This window comes from Citrobacter sp. Ct235, assembly GCF_030332305.1.
Classification (GTDB): domain Bacteria; phylum Pseudomonadota; class Gammaproteobacteria; order Enterobacterales; family Enterobacteriaceae; genus Citrobacter_A; species Citrobacter_A telavivensis.
Map to the genome: position 1 here is coordinate 131,754 of NZ_JAOWIC010000034.1, position 14,610 is coordinate 146,363.

A 14,610-nucleotide genomic window follows, 5' to 3' on the forward strand; every position below is an offset into this window, starting at 1 on the left:
AAGGACACACTATGATCTATCCTGATGAAACAATGCTTTATGCGCCGGTAGAATGGCAAGATTGCTCCGAAGGCTACACCGACATTCGCTATGAGAAATCGACCGACGGTATCGCAAAAATCACCATTAATCGTCCACAGGTGCGCAACGCATTCCGTCCTCTGACCGTCAAAGAGATGATTCAGGCGCTGGCGGATGCCCGTTACGACGATAACGTGGGTGTGATTATTCTGACTGGCGCAGGTGATAAAGCCTTCTGTGCCGGCGGCGACCAGAAGGTTCGCGGCGACTACGGCGGCTATCAGGATGACTCCGGCGTGCATCATCTGAACGTGCTGGACTTCCAGCGCCAGATCCGTACCTGCCCGAAGCCGGTTGTGGCGATGGTGGCGGGTTACTCCATCGGTGGTGGCCATGTGCTGCACATGATGTGCGACCTGACGATCGCGGCGGAAAATGCCATCTTCGGCCAGACCGGCCCGAAAGTCGGCTCTTTCGACGGCGGCTGGGGCGCATCTTACATGGCGCGGATCGTTGGGCAGAAGAAAGCGCGTGAAATCTGGTTCCTGTGCCGTCAGTACGACGCTAAACAGGCGCTGGATATGGGGCTGGTCAACACCGTGGTTCCGCTGGCGGATCTGGAAAAAGAAACCGTGCGCTGGTGTCGTGAAATGCTGCAAAACAGCCCGATGGCGCTGCGTTGCCTGAAAGCCGCGCTGAACGCTGACTGTGATGGTCAGGCCGGCCTGCAGGAACTGGCGGGTAACGCGACCATGCTGTTCTATATGACGGAAGAAGGTCAGGAAGGCCGTAACGCCTTCAACCAGAAACGTCAGCCTGATTTCAGCAAATTCAAACGGAATCCGTAATGCGTAGCGCGCAGGTTTACCGCTGGCAGATCCCCATGGACGCGGGGGTGGTTCTGCGCGACAGGCGGTTAAAAACGCGTGACGGGCTGTATGTCCGTCTGCACGACGGCGAGCGTCAGGGATGGGGAGAGATCTCTCCACTGCCGGGCTTCAGTCAGGAAACCTGGGAAGAGGCGCAGGTTGCGCTGCTGACCTGGGTTGACGGCTGGCAGCAAGGAGAAGACGCATTGCCGACAATGCCTTCTGTGGCCTTTGGCGTCAGCTGTGCGCTGGCGGAACTGGAAGGCGTCTTGCCAGAGGCAGCGGATTACCGGGCAGCGCCGCTGTGTACCGGGGATCCTGACGATCTGGTGCTCCAGCTTGCCGACATGCCCGGCGAAAAAGTGGCGAAGGTGAAGGTCGGACTGTACGAAGCGGTTCGCGACGGCATGGTGGTCAATTTGCTGCTGGAGGCGATACCGGAGCTGCAGTTGCGGCTGGATGCTAACCGTGCCTGGACGCCGCTGAAGTCCCGGCAGTTCGCGAAGTACGTGAACCCGGACTACCGCAACCGCATCGCTTTCCTCGAAGAACCGTGCAGAACACGCGATGACTCGCGAGCCTTTGCCCGGGAAACCGGTATTGCCATCGCCTGGGACGAGAGCCTGCGTGAAGCGGATTTTGCCTTTGAGGCAGAAGAGGGCGTCCGTGCGGTGGTTATCAAACCGACGCTGACCGGTTCGCTGGAGAAAGTACGCGAACAGGTGCAGGCGGCGCATGCGCTGGGGCTGACGGCGGTGATCAGTTCGTCTATTGAGTCGAGCCTGGGCCTGACGCAACTGGCGCGCATTGCCGCGTGGCTCACGCCAGATACCATTCCGGGACTGGATACGCTGAGTCTGATGCAGGCACAGCAGATTCGTCGCTGGCCGGGCAGCGCCTTGCCGCTGATTAAGGACGACGCGCTGGAACGCCTGCGATGACCTTTCCTGACTGGCCGTGGCGTTACTGGCGGCAGGTTCAGGGAGACGTGCCAGCCTTACGCCTGAATGATGAGGTGCTAAGCTGGCGCGCACTCTGTGACCGGACTGATGCCCTGGCGAGCGGTTTTGCCGCACAGGGCGTCACCGAAGGCAGCGGCGTTATGCTGCGCGCCTGGAATCATCCGCAGACCCTGCTGGCGTGGCTGGCGCTGTTGCAGTGCGGAGCAAGGATTTTGCCGGTCAACCCGCAGCTTCCTCACCCGCTGCTGGCAACCCTGTTACCCGATCTCACGTTGCAGTTTGCGCTGGATCTGGAGGGAGAAAATTCGTTTCCCTTTCTGATCTCGCTGGACTGTCAGGACGCTGACGGTCAGCATGCCGTCGACTGGCAACCGCAGCGTCTGTGTTCCATGACGCTGACCTCCGGCTCGACGGGTCTGCCGAAAGCAGCGGTCCATACCTGCCAGGCGCATCTTGCCAGTGCTGAAGGCGTGCTGTCGCTGATGCCGCTGGCAAAAGAGGATGACTGGCTGCTCTCTCTGCCGCTGTTTCATGTCTCCGGACAGGGGATTCTGTGGCGCTGGTTATTCGCCGGGGCGCGGATAACCGTGCGGGAAAAACAGCCGCTGGAACAGATGCTGGTCGGCTGTACGCATGCTTCGCTGGTGCCGACGCAACTCTGGCGACTGCTGGTGAACCAGACGCCGGTGGCGCTGAAAGCGGTTTTGCTGGGCGGCGCGACGATTCCGGTCGCGTTAACCGAACAGGCGCGCGCACAGGGCATTCGCTGCTGGTGTGGTTACGGCCTGACGGAATTTGCCTCGACGGTGTGTGCGAAAGAGGCGGACGGTCTGGCTGACGTGGGTATGCCCTTGCCGGGACGAGAAGTCAGAATCGTGGATGATGAAGTCTGGCTGCGGGCGGCCAGTATGGCGGAAGGCTACTGGCGAAACGGTAAACTGGTTCCGCTGGTCAACAACGAAGGCTGGTTTGCCACACGCGATCGCGGCGTGCTGAATGATGGCAAACTGACCATCGCCGGGCGTCTGGATAATCTCTTTTTTAGCGGCGGAGAGGGGATTCAGCCCGAAGAGGTGGAACGGGTAATTGTGACACATCCCCATGTGCTGCAGGCGTTTATCGTCCCGATCGCGGACGCCGAGTTTGGTCATCGTCCGGTGGCGGTGGTTGAATATGACGCTGATGTTTCTGAGACCGCTCTTAGTGAATGGGTGAAGGACAAACTGGCGCGCTTCCAGCAGCCGGTCCACTGGCTTTCTCTGCCTGCAGAATTGAAAAATGGGGGAATCAAGATTTCCCGACGGGCAATTGTTGATTGGGTGAATGAAATATTAAGAAAACATTAATTTCACTTCGCAATTTGCCAACTGACGCCCATTGCCACTTTGTTTATCTGCTACTGTGTAACGTAATGTGAACGTCCCCGATAAGTAAAGGTAAGCAATGGAATGGCAGGTGAAGAAGTCATGCTATGACAAAACGTCAGGGAAGCATGCATTAGTGTTGAGTGATGCCGGCGGTTCACTGAAAATGATCGCCGAAGTTCAGTCCGACATTATGGTGAATGCCGGTGATATCCTGTCCCCGCAGAAGGATGCCCTGTATTCCGTCAACCGTGATAACGGGCGGACGGTGAAGATTCTGGATGCCAGAAGCTATACCTGCGACGAGTGGGAGCGCCTGAAGACGCTACTGGTTAAAAAATGAGTATCAGCGCGTTCTCCGCTGTGCAGGCAGAAAAATGAACATCAGTCCGGTCATGATGCACAGTACGCCCAGCAACGCTTTCAGGGAAAATGCGCCCTGCCAGCCGGGTAAGGTCATCGACGCCACCCACACCAGCACATAACTCAGGCTGAGCAGCGCGTAAGCCTTGCTCAGCGCGAGGTGATGCAGCGCGTTATGCCAGCAGAAAACCGACAGCAAATAGCCCACCAGGCCGGCGAATAGCACGAAGGTACCGGTATGACCGGAGAACAGCGCCGGGATAAACGTCTGCCACTGCGTCATCGGCGGCAGTTGTGCCATCGCAAAGCCCAGACCCAGTTGCGCGACGGACGTGATGATAACGCTGCACAGTCCCCACAGTAATCCCATCACGCCGCGCTCCCCAGAATAAAAATACCGCTGATAATCAAGGCGATGCCCAACCAGTGACGAAATGTTACCGGTTCGCGCCAGATTTTCCATGCCAGCAGTGTGACCCAGACAAAATTCAGGCTGAGCATGGGGTAAGCAATACCCACAGGAATGCGCTGCAATACCAGCAGCCACAAGACCATTGCCAGACCGAGGCAGGCGAGCGCCAGCCCCAGCCACAGGGTAATATGACGTCTTCGCGCGCGTGTTGGCACGCGGAACGTCGCCTGCTTCTGGCATAACTGCCCCGCAACGCTGAGCAGGCTGGCCATCACTAAAACCAGCCAGATCATTTGGGGCGATACTGAATCAGCACCAGACGCCCCTGATTATCGATGGTATCGGCAGGCGGAATGGCAAGGCGGTTGATGTCTTCATCTTTCGCGATAGTGAGCACGAGCGTAATAATCCCCTCCTGACGGTGTTGGCTGAGCCAGTCCGCAAAATCGGCATAGCGAATGAACCGGCCTTTGGCATCGGGATAGTTAAGGCCATATTTCAGTTCGCCGGTTTGCCCATACATTAAGATGTCATCCCGCTTCAGACTCCAGGCCAGACCAGCGGCGACCCCCACGCTATCGGTAAGAATGTAGCGGCTCGGCGCGAGGTTTTCTCGGGTCATTTCGACAAAAAACTGCGGCTGTTTGGATTCCATCACCCGATCGGGAACGGAAAAACCAAACAATAATGCCAACGCCAGTGGACACAACGCGGCGTAAACCCAGCTTTTCTCCGTGTTACTCAGCGTATACCAGCCGAAAAAGGTCCACAGGAAAAAAATACCCAGCGAACAGAAGACCTTGTATACCTCGATGTGCACCCAGACCGGCGATTTCAGCGGCCCCCACGGCGAGACGACCAGCGTGGCAATAATCCCGATAATACCAAACAGGATATTGATCCAGCCGTTGATGCGCAGCGCGGCATAGCCCTTTTCCGCGGCGTTCAGCCCATATCTCGCCATCAGTATCGCGAGCGGGGCGAAACATGACAGGATATAGGTGGGCAATTTACCTTTGGCGATGCTGAAGAACACCAGCGGCATCACTATCCAACCGAGCAGATAGAGGGCACCGCGCGATTCATCGCGCGCCTGCCAGCCGGTTTTTAATGCTCCCGGAAGCAGTGCAAGCCACGGCAGACTTCCGGCGATCAGCACCGGCAGATAGTACCAGAATGGCGCTTTGTGCTGGGCGTCGTCCATCGCGAAACGCTGGATATGTTCAACCCAGAAAAAGTAGTGCCAGAAATCGGGTTCACGTTGGGCGATAGCCAGTCCCCACGGCAGGATGACGGCGATACAGCTGATGACCGCCAATCCGCCGTAAAGAAACAGGTCTTTCCAGCGTTTCTGCGCGGCGACCCACGGCAACACGCTGATCACCGGTACGGCAAGCGCCAGAAAGCCCTTGGTCATGACGCCCATCCCGCAGGTCACGCCCAGCAGCAGGAATCCCATGCTTTTCCCGTGCCAGGTGGTGGACTGCATCGCCAGCCAGAAGCAGCACATTCCCGCCATCAGCCAGAGCGCGATCAGCGGATCGAGTACCGCATAGGTGCCAATCCCGTAAACAATGAACAACGACAAAAAGATAATGGCCGACAACAGCGCGGTACGCGTATCCCGCCATAAGCGCATGGCGAGCCATCCCACCAGCGCGGCGGTTACCAGCGTCGCAAAAATCGCGCCAGCGCGAACGCCGAAGTTGTTCGCTCCAAACAGCCATTGCCCGATGCTGTTGATCCAGTATCCGGCAATCGGTTTTTCAAAGTAACGCACCCCCAAAAAATGGGGGACGAGCCAGTCGCCGGATGCCAGCATCTCGCGACTGATCTCGGCATAGCGCGTTTCATCAGGCTGCCACAGCAGGCGCAGGTCGATGGGGATGATGTACCAGAACGCGATAAGTGCGATCAGTATCTGATAATAACGGGTGTTCTTCATCGTGTGACGCTCGTCGCTTGCTGACAGCCTAACCATCCTTCTCTTCCCGCGATTTTACCGCGAATAATCTCTCCCGACGGCAAGGTATTGCGATCGGCAGGCAGCAGGTCGCCAAGCGGGCAGAAGGTGATGCCCGCATCTGCCGCACGCGCAAGCAGATCCTCAAACTGGCTATGCCAGGCGCCGCCTTCGACTTCGGCATGGATGGTATACACGGGGGTACCGGTATCCTGCTGCATCCGGGAGAGGATCCAGTCGTTGAAATCTTCCGCCTGAACCTCGCGACCCACCGCTTCGTCCCACGTGGGCAGCGTGACCGGAATTTGCGGTGTGGCGAACGAACCATCCTCGAGAAGCGGACGGAACGGCGTCCTGCCGCGGCAATCGCTGTTGTAACGCAGAGGGAATGCCTCTTTGGCGAGAACCACACGCTGGTCAGCGCGCCAGCCTGCGACGGCTGAACAGGTCACCGGCTGGCCGGTGATCGCCTCCAGGGCGGTTATCCCGTGCAAAATATCGGCGATCAGCTGCTGTTTGCTCCACTGAGGGCTACGGGACTGCCAGGCATGGTGATCCCAGGCGTGTAGCCCGGTTTCATGCAGGCGCGCCGCTTCCCGGATAATCTCTGCGTTTGCGCGGCCGATTTCTTTCCCCGGCCAGGCGGTACCGGCCAGCAGAATATCCCAGCCGTAAAGAGAAGCCGCGTTTGAGCGCAGCATCTTCCACAGAAACTGCGGTTTGATCAGGCGCCAGAGATGGCGCCCCATGTTGTCTGGTCCGACGCTAAAGAAAAAACTTGCCCGAATGTGGTATCGGCTCAATGACGCTAACAGGCGTGGCACACCTTCGCGGGTGCCACGGAAGGTATCGACATCAATTCGCAAGCCTATTTTTGTCATGATGAATGTTCCGTGAGATCCACGCTGCGCAGGAAGAAATCCAGCGTCTCGTCGACCGTTTCGCGCATGTCGATGGTCGGTTCCCAGTCCAGGCAACGTTTTGCATTACGGATGTTGGGTTTACGGTGCTCAACATCCTGATAGCCTTTGCCATAGTAGCTGCTGCTCTCGACGACCCGTAACCCGGCAAACGGCGGGAAGTGATTGCGCAGTGGATGTTTGTCGAAACTCTCCAGCAGCATTTCCGCCAGTTCCTTGATGCTGGCTTCGTTTTCCGGGTTACCGATGTTGATGATTTCACCGTCACAGCGGCCACCCGCGTTTTCAATGATCCGGTATAGCGCGTCGATACCGTCGCGAATATCCGTAAAGCAGCGCTTCTGTTTCCCCCCTTCGATCAGCTTGATCGGCGAGCCTTCTACCAGATTGAGGATCAACTGTGTAATGGCGCGCGAGCTGCCGATTCGCGCGGAATTCAGGCTGTCCAGACGCGGTCCCATCCAGTTGAACGGGCGGAAGAGGGTAAAGCGCAGTCCTTCTTTTTCGCCGTATGCCCAAATGACGCGATCGAGAAGCTGTTTGGACACCGAGTAAATCCAGCGGGGTTTATTGACCGGCCCGACAATTAGATTCGAGCTATCCTCATCAAACACGTTGTCGGTACACATCCCGTAAACTTCGGAAGTCGATGGGAAAATGATGCGCTTACGGTATTTCACGCAATAGCGAATGATTTTCAGATTCTCTTCAAAATCCAGTTCAAAGACGCGCAGCGGGTTGCGGGTATATTCAATAGGCGTGGCAATGGCCACCAGCGGCAACACGACATCACATTTCTTAACGTGATATTCGATCCATTCAGAATGAATGCTGATGTCGCCTTCCACAAAATGAAAGCGCGGATGACTGAGGAAACGACTGATTGCGTCACTGCCGATGTCCAGACCATAGATTTCATAGTGGTCTTCGCGTAACAGACGTTCGGTAAGATGGTTGCCGATGAAGCCATTCACGCCGAGGATCAGCACGCGGGTGCGGCGCTTGCTGGCGGCCAGCGATGGGGTGTTTAAACGAGAACCCGCAACCAGGCCGAGAATCTGTGCTAACTGTGCGCCTTGCACCGTGATGCCGTTGCCAGCCTGTCCAGTCACCACTTCCAGCGCACCTTCGGAACAGGCGATCAGCAGAGGGGAGACGGAAATCACGGTACCCGGTTGCGCGGTCTGGTTCTGAGCGTGGACGCGGGATGACCAGATAGTGAATTTCTGCGTACCGGAATAGCTGAACGCGCCCGGCCAGGGGGCCGCGACCGCCCGCACCATGTTGTGCAGCGTTGTTGCCGGTCTGTTCCAGGTCAGGAAGCTGTCTTCGGGCGTGCGGCGACCAAAGTAGGTCGCTTCACTCTCGTTTTGCTGGACGTCGTGTATCTCTTTTCGTTCGATGGCCGGTAATGCTTGTTCCAGCACCTGCCGCGCGGTCTGGCAAAGCTTATGATGTAGCGTAAGGGCCGTGTCGTCAGGCGAGATGGCGACGCGCTGTTGCGCGACAATGGCACCCGCATCGGCGCGTTTCGCCATGCGGTGCAGCGTCACGCCGGTTTCGCTTTCGCCATTCACCAGCACCCAGTTCAGCGGAGCGCGACCGCGATATTTCGGCAGTAGCGAACCGTGCAGGTTAAATGCGCCTGCCGGTGCCAGCGCCAGAATCGCATCGCTGAGCAGATGGCGATAGTAGAAAGAGAAAATAACGTCGGGAGCGAGTTGGCCGATACGCTCGGCCCAGATTGGGTGATTGACGTCATCGGGAGCATAGACCGGGATCCCCGCGTCAGCTGCCAGTCGAGAAACGGAGCCAAAAAACGCGTTTTCTCCCGGATTATCCGCATGCGTAAAAATGGCGGCAATGTCATAGCCAGCGTCGAGCACGGCCTGAACGCCCAAACACCCCATATCGTGATACGCGAAGACAACGGCTTTCATTGTTGGTTTTCCTTAGTAGAGTGCAGACTTTCCGGACGAATAACTTGCTGGACGAAATAGCGGGGACGGGCGCGTACATCGTTGTAAATCCGACCGATATATTCGCCGAGTAAACCCATGCCGATGAACTGCGCGCCAATAAAGGTAAACAGAACGGCAAACAGCATGAAAACCCCTTCTGCCGCCCATTGGGGGCCCAGCGTCAGGCGGAGGATGACGAGGAGTATCGACAGGGTAAATCCGGTGACGGCAATGACGCTGCCGAGCAGGCTCAGCATGCGCAGAGGCGTTGTCGTCAGACAGGTCACCAGGTCGTACATCAGGTTAATCAGCCGCATAAAGCTGTATTTGGAGTCGCCAAATTCACGTTCAGCGTGATGAACGGGGATCTCCGTGGCGCGTCGGGCAAAGATATTCGCCAGAATCGGGATAAACGTGCTGCGTTCATGGCAATGCAGCATGGCATCAATAATGTGACGGCGATAAGCGCGAAGCATGCAGCCGTAGTCGCCCATCGCTTTGCCCGTGGTTCTCTGAATCAGATGGTTGATCATCTTCGAGGCTGTCTTGCGAAACAGACTGTCCTGACGATTCTGGCGCACGGTGCCGACCACGTCATACCCTTCGTCGGCTTTTGCCACCAGGCGTGGGATCTCTTCCGGTGGGTTTTGCAGATCGGCATCAAGCGTAATAATCAGGTCGCCGGTGACGTGACTGAATCCTGCCATGATGGCGGAATGCTGCCCGTAGTTGCGGTTCAGCAAAATCGAAACAACGTGGCTGCCTTCGGCTTCTGACGCGTCAATCAACAACTGTGCGGAGTTGTCGCTGCTGCCGTCATCAATCAACAGGATCTCATAATCTTTTCCCAGACTCTCGCAGGCTGCGGTGGTTCGCCTGAGCAGTTCCGGCAGGCTTTCCTGTTCGTTGTAGACAGGGATCACCACCGATACTTTCGTTATCGGGAGGGCTTCAAACATGGCTATTTTCCTGCAATCTGGCGAAGCGCGGTAATGACGCGAGCGGTATCCGCCGGGGTCATATCGGGAAACAGCGGTAGCGAGCAGATACGCGCGCTGTTCCATTCGGTATTGGGGAGCGACAGGGTGTTAAAGCGTTCGCGGTAATATTTCTGCGTGTGTGCCGCGCGGAAATGCAAACCTGTACCGATCCCCTTGGCTTTAAGTGCCTCCATCAGCGCGTCGCGACTGATGCCGCACCGATCTTCGTCGGTACGAATAATAAACAGATGCCAGGCATGTACGTGGGGCCACGGCGGCAGGCTCAGCGGCTGAAACGGGAGATCGGCCAGCGCGTGTTGGTACTCCTGAGCGATGGCCGCCCGACGATGGTTGAGTGTCTCAAGCTTCTCTAACTGAACCAGGGCCATCGCCGCGTTAATGTCGGTCAGATTGTATTTATAGCCTGGCGTCAGGACCTCCGCCTGTGGCGCGCGACCCCAGGTCTGGCGATCGAAGGCATCAACGCCGAGTCCGTGAAACTTCAGGTTACGTAACTGCCTGGCGAGTTGCTCATCATCGGTGACGATGAGTCCTCCCTCCGCACAAGTGACATTCTTGATGGCGTGAAAGGAGAAAATCGCGGTGCCCCGAGCGCCGACGTGGCGACCCTGATAATAAGTGCCGACCGCGTGGGCGGCATCTTCGATAACCGCAATACCGTGGCGTTCCGCGAGGGCGTAAATAGCATCCAGATCGGCCGGTGCGCCCGCGTAATGGACGGGAATGATGGCTTTCGTGCGCGGGGTAATGGCGGCTTCAATGTGTTCAGCAGTGACCATCAGCGTGTCGCGGTCAACATCCACCATGACCGGGGTTGCCCCCAGCAGCACAATCATGTTCAGTGTGGAAACCCAGGTCATTGACGGGGTGATGACTTCATCACCGGCACCGATTCCCAGCGCCATGAGGGCGATATGCATACCTGCCGTGGCAGAACTCACGGCAATGGCGTGTTGGTTTCCCGTCAACTGGCAGAAAGCCTCTTCCAGTTGCTGATTTTTCGGGCCAGTGGTAATCCATCCAGAATCGAGAACCGCTTTGATAGCGGCAAGTTCTTCCGTACCTACCGCCGGGCGAGAGAAAGGCAGAAAATCAGACATTATATTTCCTTCAGCCATTTGGATACTGCGAACCTCTTATTTATTGCGTCATAAACAGGAGGCTAAATGAGGATTATCCAGTCAGACCTAAATAGTAGTATATGAATATTAAATTAACCTTAAGAACTTAACGTTATGGAAATATATGCTTTTTTACCCACGTTGCATTTGCAATGGCCGTGGCTTTCGGGCATTTTTCCCACATAAACGATCGTACCTTTCATTAAGCAGTACGCTGCAAGGTTATATTTCTGTTTGCCGGTATCAAGTGGAGTTTAATGTGTTTGTAGTATCCCAATATTTTGTTAAATACAAAAAATATACCGTTGTTCTGCTATCGGCACTGGCGATCATGGTGGGGCTGGGCAGCCATTTCGCCTGGAGCAGCAACGGTCTACCGAGAATCGATTCCCGTACCCTGGCGGTACTGGCAAAACAGCATCCGGTAGTGGTGCTGTTTCGCCATGCTGAGCGCTGTGACCGGTCAGACAATACCTGTCTGTCGGATAAAACTGGCATCACCGAGCATGGGGCGATGCAGGCTCGCGCGCTGGGCGCCTCGTTTAACAAAGAGATTAAAGACTACGATCTGTATGCCAGCGATACGGTGCGCACTGTTCAGTCAGCAACCTGGTTTTCTGCGGATAAAAAACTGACGGTAGATAAAGGCATGCATGCCTGTGGCCGGGGAACCGGGCAGGCCATTGAGCGTTTAGCAAATAAGTCGGAAAATAAAGACGTGGTTATTTTTACTCATAATCATTGCCTGACCTATCTGGCAAAAAATATGCGCGGCGTAAAATTGACACCGGATTATCTGGACGGTCTGGTGATGCATGTTGATAAGGGGAAACTGTATCTTGACGGTAAACTGGTCACACCTTAACCAACATTATGAATAAAAGATGACAGCCGCAACAGCTGTCATCAGAGATTATAATAACCCTTTCAGCGTTAAGGTTTTCACTGTCGCAACGTTCAGATCGTATTGCGGTAAATCTTCCGGCTTGACCCAGGCAAACGCCTGAAACTCTTCATTGATATGCACTTCGCGATTGGCGGCGGTGCAGTCAAAAATCAGGTAAATCATATAGATCTCTTCCTGACTGCCATCGGGGTAGGTTTTCGTACGGATATCGTCACTGAAGGTCCAGGGTTTGATGTCAGTCAGAACCAGCGCACTGCCCAGTTCTTCGCGAATCTCACGGCGCAGGGCCTCTTCAATACGTTCTCCTGGCTCAACGCCACCGCCAGACAGCGCCCATTGACCCGGGAAAACTCCCCGATCGTTAGCCATCTGGCACAGGAGATAACTTCCTGCATTCTGTATTAAGGGGCAAACAATAGTCCTTTGACGCACGGTAATGTTCCTTGAAGCAGAGGTAGAGTTAGCAGGGAAAAGTTTATCCCCTGGCAACATCAGATAACATGTTTATTTTCCATTCACATGAGAAATGTACTGTAAGGGATAGCGATAAATAAGAAATGGTTCCCGGACTCTCTCCGGGTCGATAAAGGGAATTAACGGCTCTCTTCTTCCCATGCACTGGTATTATTTGGTTACAAAACGTTGAGCGATCGCTTTTTTAGCTCATTGATTCCTTTGGCGTTGGCAGTACAATCCCGCAGCTTTGGGAAACGTTATGTATTTGCTTGCTGGAAAGGGTAAAAATGAAGAAAAGCGTATTATTTGGAATAGCTGGAATGCTGTTCGTTTCTGCTTCTGCGAGTGCCATGAGCATCAGCGGTCAGGCGGGTAAAGAATATACCAACATTGGCGTCGGGTTTGGCACGGAGTCTACCGGACTGGCCTTGAGCGGTAACTGGATGCATAGCGATGACGACGGCGACGCTGCGGGGCTGGGATTGGGTATGAATATTCCACTCGGCCCGATGCTGGCGACCGTGGGCGGCAAAGGGGTCTATACCAGCCCGAACGACAGTGATGAAGGTTATGCGGCAGCCGTTGGCGGTGGATTACAGTGGCCGATAGGCGACAGCGTCCGCCTGTTCGGTGAGTACTACTACTCTCCGGATTCGTTATCCAGCGGTATCCAGAGCTATGAAGAGGCAAATGCCGGCGCGCGCTTGACGATCATGCGTCCGCTTAGCATTGAAGCGGGTTATCGCTACCTGAATCTGGCGGGTAAAGATGGCAATCGCGATAATGCCATTGCGGACGGCCCATACGTTGGGGTCAACGCCAGCTTCTGACCCCGGTGGCGCGATCTCCTGTCGCGCCACTTTTATTCCCTTCAGGATATTTCTCTGCCACGCCACTTCCCCCTTTGCGTTATAGTATTTTCATCATAAAAGCAGGAGAACACGATGTTAAACGTGGAGATGTTATCCACCGGGGATGAAGTGTTGCACGGGCAAATCGTCGACACGAATGCTGCCTGGCTGGCCGATTTTTTCTTTAATCAGGGATTGCCCTTAACGCGCCGTAATACGGTGGGCGACAACCTCAACGATCTGGTCGCCATTTTGCGCGAGCGGAGTCAGCATGCTGATGTTTTGATCGTCAACGGCGGCCTGGGGCCGACCAGCGACGATCTCAGCGCGCTTGCTGCGGCGACGGCGAAAGGGGAAGGGCTGGTTCTGCACGAGGCCTGGCTTGCCGAGATGGAGCGATTCTTCCGGGAGCGCGGCAGAGTGATGGCGCCCAGCAACCGTAAACAGGCGGAACTGCCCGCCAGCGCCGAATTCATCAATAACCCTGTCGGCACCGCCTGCGGCTTTGCCGTGCAGCTCAATCGTTGTCTGATGTTCTTTACGCCGGGCGTACCGTCAGAATTTAAAGTGATGGTGGAACATGAGATCCTGCCGCGTTTGCGCGAGCGTTTCTCTCTCACCGAGCCGCCGCTGTGTCTGCGTCTGACCACCTTTGGCCGTTCGGAAAGCGATCTGGCGCAAAGCCTCGACTCGCTTTCACTACCGGAAGGGGTGACCCTGGGTTATCGCTCATCGATGCCAATTATCGAGCTTAAACTGACCGGACCGTACGCCCAGCGCGAGGCGATGCGCAACCTGTGGCAGGAGGTCAAGCGCGTTGCCGGGCAAAATCTGATTTTTGAAGGCACCGAAGGACTTCCTTTGCAGATTGCGCGCGAGTTGCAGAAAAGGCAGCTCAGCCTGACGTTGAGTGAGCAGTTCACCGGCGGGCTGGTGGCATTGCAGCTTTCTCGCGTGGGTGCGCCGCTGCTGGCCAGCGAAGTGGTGCCTTCGCAGGAAGAGACGCTGGCGCAGACCGCGCACTGGACGTCGGAACGACGCGGTAAACATTACGCCGGACTGGCGCTGGCGATCTCCGGGCTGGAAAACGATCACCTGAACTTTGCGCTGGCGACGCCAGATGGGACGTTTGCTCTGCGCGTGCATTTCAGCGTGACCCGTCACAGCCTGCTGGTCCGTCAGGAGGTCTGCGCGATGATGGCGCTTAACATGCTGCGTCGCTGGTTCAACGAACAGGATATTGCCAGCGAGCATGGCTGGATTGACGTGGTTGAATCGCTGACGCTGTAGTTTTTAATCGCCCGATGGCGCTGTGCTTTTCGGGCTGATTCCCTTTTTGTCCAACCTGCTGTACTCCCCGCGAAAAAATCCGTGATTCATCTCGCATTTTTGCACGTTATTTCTCCATTCTGCTGGAAGAAAGACGCGACATGACGCGC

At 55.9% G+C, this 14,610-nt stretch carries 15 protein-coding genes; 7 read left to right on the forward strand and 8 right to left on the reverse strand.

Translation table 11 applies throughout. The features are described 5' to 3' along the window. The first annotated feature begins 11 nt into the window (after window positions 1-11). From menB to pmrD, 4 genes are all read left to right on the forward strand, one after another. Complete coding sequence (gene menB / locus OGY35_RS02590; protein WP_046482766.1) at window positions 12-869, forward strand: 1,4-dihydroxy-2-naphthoyl-CoA synthase; 858 nt, start codon at window positions 12-14, stop codon at window positions 867-869. Next, window positions 869-1,831 carry an o-succinylbenzoate synthase gene (menC, locus tag OGY35_RS02595; RefSeq protein ID WP_286631335.1) on the forward strand — a complete coding sequence of 321 codons (963 nt, stop codon included), beginning with the start codon at window positions 869-871 and terminating at the stop codon, window positions 1,829-1,831. Before menB ends, menC begins: the two co-directional genes overlap by 1 nt. Beyond that, complete coding sequence (gene menE, locus OGY35_RS02600) at window positions 1,828-3,198, forward strand: o-succinylbenzoate--CoA ligase (RefSeq protein ID WP_286631336.1); 1,371 nt, start codon at window positions 1,828-1,830, stop codon at window positions 3,196-3,198. The genes menC and menE overlap by 4 nt, the downstream gene beginning before the upstream one ends. A 109-nt stretch (window positions 3,199-3,307) precedes the next feature. Further along, the gene (gene pmrD, locus OGY35_RS02605) at window positions 3,308-3,559 is read left to right on the forward strand and encodes a signal transduction protein PmrD (RefSeq protein ID WP_502872689.1); all 252 of its coding nucleotides are present in this window, start codon (window positions 3,308-3,310) and stop codon (window positions 3,557-3,559) included. A gap of 3 nt (window positions 3,560-3,562) precedes the next feature. Here pmrD and arnF read toward each other — a convergent pair whose 3' ends face one another. The 7 genes from arnF to arnB are packed head-to-tail and all read right to left on the reverse strand — an operon-like array spanning window position 3,563 to window position 10,936. Further along, window positions 3,563-3,949, reverse strand: a complete 387-nt coding sequence (gene arnF / locus OGY35_RS02610; RefSeq protein WP_286631383.1) for a 4-amino-4-deoxy-L-arabinose-phosphoundecaprenol flippase subunit ArnF — start codon at window positions 3,947-3,949, stop codon at window positions 3,563-3,565. Beyond that, window positions 3,949-4,284 (reverse strand): 4-amino-4-deoxy-L-arabinose-phosphoundecaprenol flippase subunit ArnE, encoded by a 336-nt coding sequence (gene arnE / locus OGY35_RS02615; RefSeq protein WP_286631338.1) that lies wholly within the window; start codon window positions 4,282-4,284, stop codon window positions 3,949-3,951. The genes arnF and arnE overlap by 1 nt, the downstream gene beginning before the upstream one ends. Continuing rightward, on the reverse strand, window positions 4,281-5,936 hold the full coding sequence (arnT, locus tag OGY35_RS02620) for a lipid IV(A) 4-amino-4-deoxy-L-arabinosyltransferase (protein ID WP_286631384.1): 1,656 nt from the start codon (window positions 5,934-5,936) through the stop codon (window positions 4,281-4,283). The genes arnE and arnT overlap by 4 nt, the downstream gene beginning before the upstream one ends. Further along, window positions 5,933-6,835, reverse strand: a complete 903-nt coding sequence (gene arnD, locus OGY35_RS02625) for a 4-deoxy-4-formamido-L-arabinose-phosphoundecaprenol deformylase (protein WP_286631339.1) — start codon at window positions 6,833-6,835, stop codon at window positions 5,933-5,935. The genes arnT and arnD overlap by 4 nt, the downstream gene beginning before the upstream one ends. After that, the gene (gene arnA, locus OGY35_RS02630) at window positions 6,832-8,814 is read right to left on the reverse strand and encodes a bifunctional UDP-4-amino-4-deoxy-L-arabinose formyltransferase/UDP-glucuronic acid oxidase ArnA (RefSeq protein ID WP_286631340.1); all 1,983 of its coding nucleotides are present in this window, start codon (window positions 8,812-8,814) and stop codon (window positions 6,832-6,834) included. Before arnA ends, arnD begins: the two co-directional genes overlap by 4 nt. Continuing rightward, window positions 8,811-9,794, reverse strand: coding sequence for an undecaprenyl-phosphate 4-deoxy-4-formamido-L-arabinose transferase (arnC, locus tag OGY35_RS02635; RefSeq protein ID WP_152403410.1), 984 nt, complete (start codon window positions 9,792-9,794; stop codon window positions 8,811-8,813). Before arnC ends, arnA begins: the two co-directional genes overlap by 4 nt. A 2-nt stretch (window positions 9,795-9,796) precedes the next feature. After that, window positions 9,797-10,936 carry a UDP-4-amino-4-deoxy-L-arabinose aminotransferase gene (arnB, locus tag OGY35_RS02640; protein ID WP_286631342.1) on the reverse strand — a complete coding sequence of 380 codons (1,140 nt, stop codon included), beginning with the start codon at window positions 10,934-10,936 and terminating at the stop codon, window positions 9,797-9,799. Between the two features lie 280 nt (window positions 10,937-11,216). Here arnB and OGY35_RS02645 point away from each other — a divergent pair, with 280 nt between their 5' ends. After that, window positions 11,217-11,822, forward strand: a complete 606-nt coding sequence (locus OGY35_RS02645) for a histidine phosphatase family protein (protein WP_286631343.1) — start codon at window positions 11,217-11,219, stop codon at window positions 11,820-11,822. 48 nt (window positions 11,823-11,870) lie between these two features. On the opposite strand, the gene nudI is transcribed toward OGY35_RS02645, so the two are convergent. Further along, window positions 11,871-12,296 carry a nucleoside triphosphatase NudI gene (nudI, locus tag OGY35_RS02650; protein WP_152403416.1) on the reverse strand — a complete coding sequence of 142 codons (426 nt, stop codon included), beginning with the start codon at window positions 12,294-12,296 and terminating at the stop codon, window positions 11,871-11,873. 311 nt (window positions 12,297-12,607) lie between these two features. Between nudI and OGY35_RS02655 the strand changes: the two genes are divergently transcribed. Together OGY35_RS02655 and OGY35_RS02660 are read left to right on the forward strand one after the other, a co-directional pair. After that, window positions 12,608-13,150 (forward strand): YfaZ family outer membrane protein, encoded by a 543-nt coding sequence (locus OGY35_RS02655; protein ID WP_286631344.1) that lies wholly within the window; start codon window positions 12,608-12,610, stop codon window positions 13,148-13,150. Between the two features lie 114 nt (window positions 13,151-13,264). Further along, window positions 13,265-14,461 carry a nicotinamide mononucleotide deamidase-related protein YfaY gene (locus OGY35_RS02660; RefSeq protein ID WP_286631345.1) on the forward strand — a complete coding sequence of 399 codons (1,197 nt, stop codon included), beginning with the start codon at window positions 13,265-13,267 and terminating at the stop codon, window positions 14,459-14,461. Window positions 14,462-14,610: the final 149 nt, after the last annotated feature.

Coding starts and splice junctions, on each gene's coding strand:
- arnA (WP_286631340.1), bottom strand. CDS start 8,814: ATGAAAGCCGTTGTCTTCGCGTATCACGATATGGGGTGTTTGGGCGTT.
- arnE (WP_286631338.1), bottom strand. CDS start 4,284: ATGATCTGGCTGGTTTTAGTGATGGCCAGCCTGCTCAGCGTTGCGGGG.
- menC (WP_286631335.1), top strand. CDS start 869: ATGCGTAGCGCGCAGGTTTACCGCTGGCAGATCCCCATGGACGCGGGG.
- arnC (WP_152403410.1), bottom strand. CDS start 9,794: ATGTTTGAAGCCCTCCCGATAACGAAAGTATCGGTGGTGATCCCTGTC.
- arnD (WP_286631339.1), bottom strand. CDS start 6,835: ATGACAAAAATAGGCTTGCGAATTGATGTCGATACCTTCCGTGGCACC.
- arnB (WP_286631342.1), bottom strand. CDS start 10,936: ATGTCTGATTTTCTGCCTTTCTCTCGCCCGGCGGTAGGTACGGAAGAA.
- OGY35_RS02660 (WP_286631345.1), top strand. CDS start 13,265: ATGTTAAACGTGGAGATGTTATCCACCGGGGATGAAGTGTTGCACGGG.
- arnT (WP_286631384.1), bottom strand. CDS start 5,936: ATGAAGAACACCCGTTATTATCAGATACTGATCGCACTTATCGCGTTC.
- menB (WP_046482766.1), top strand. CDS start 12: ATGATCTATCCTGATGAAACAATGCTTTATGCGCCGGTAGAATGGCAA.
- menE (WP_286631336.1), top strand. CDS start 1,828: ATGACCTTTCCTGACTGGCCGTGGCGTTACTGGCGGCAGGTTCAGGGA.
- arnF (WP_286631383.1), bottom strand. CDS start 3,949: ATGGGATTACTGTGGGGACTGTGCAGCGTTATCATCACGTCCGTCGCG.
- OGY35_RS02655 (WP_286631344.1), top strand. CDS start 12,608: ATGAAGAAAAGCGTATTATTTGGAATAGCTGGAATGCTGTTCGTTTCT.